1 protein-coding gene is annotated in these 464 nt (G+C 67.9%); it reads left to right on the plus strand.

The features are described from left to right. Positions 1-388: DUF779 domain-containing protein (locus AACY52_RS30875; protein WP_339561476.1), on the plus strand; the 388-nt coding region annotated here is incomplete at its 5' end. Positions 389-464 lie beyond the last annotated feature (76 nt).

Below are 464 nucleotides of genomic sequence, written 5' to 3' on the forward strand. Positions count from 1 at the left end.
GCCACCTGCCCGTATTCTCGCAACCGACGCCGCGATCGCCTTGATCGATCGGCTGAGCGCGATCCACGGGCGGGTGATGTTCCACCAGTCCGGGGGATGCTGCGACGGATCGGCACCGATGTGCTACCCTGCGGACGAGTTTCGGGTCGGTGGGCAGGACATTTTGCTGGGGCGTATCGCCGACGACGTGCCGGTGTGGATCGGTGCCGCGCAATTCGCCTATTGGCGGCATACGCAGGTGACGATCGATGTCGTGCCCGGGCGCGGCGCGGGGTTTTCGCTCGAGGGGCCCGAGGGACTGCGCTTCATCATCCGCAGCCGCGTCTTCAGCGACGCCGAGGTCGATGCGCTCGACGCGGCGGGCGTGCCGGTCTGCGGTGCCGGATGATCCATGGCAATCGACGCACCCGTGCAGGCATGACATGATGCCGCTCATGCTCGATGCCCCCCCGCCCGCGCGGTTG

It is taken from the genome of Pseudomonas sp. EA_65y_Pfl1_P113, from assembly GCF_963970525.1.
Taxonomy (GTDB): domain Bacteria; phylum Pseudomonadota; class Gammaproteobacteria; order Pseudomonadales; family Pseudomonadaceae; genus Aquipseudomonas; species Aquipseudomonas tritici.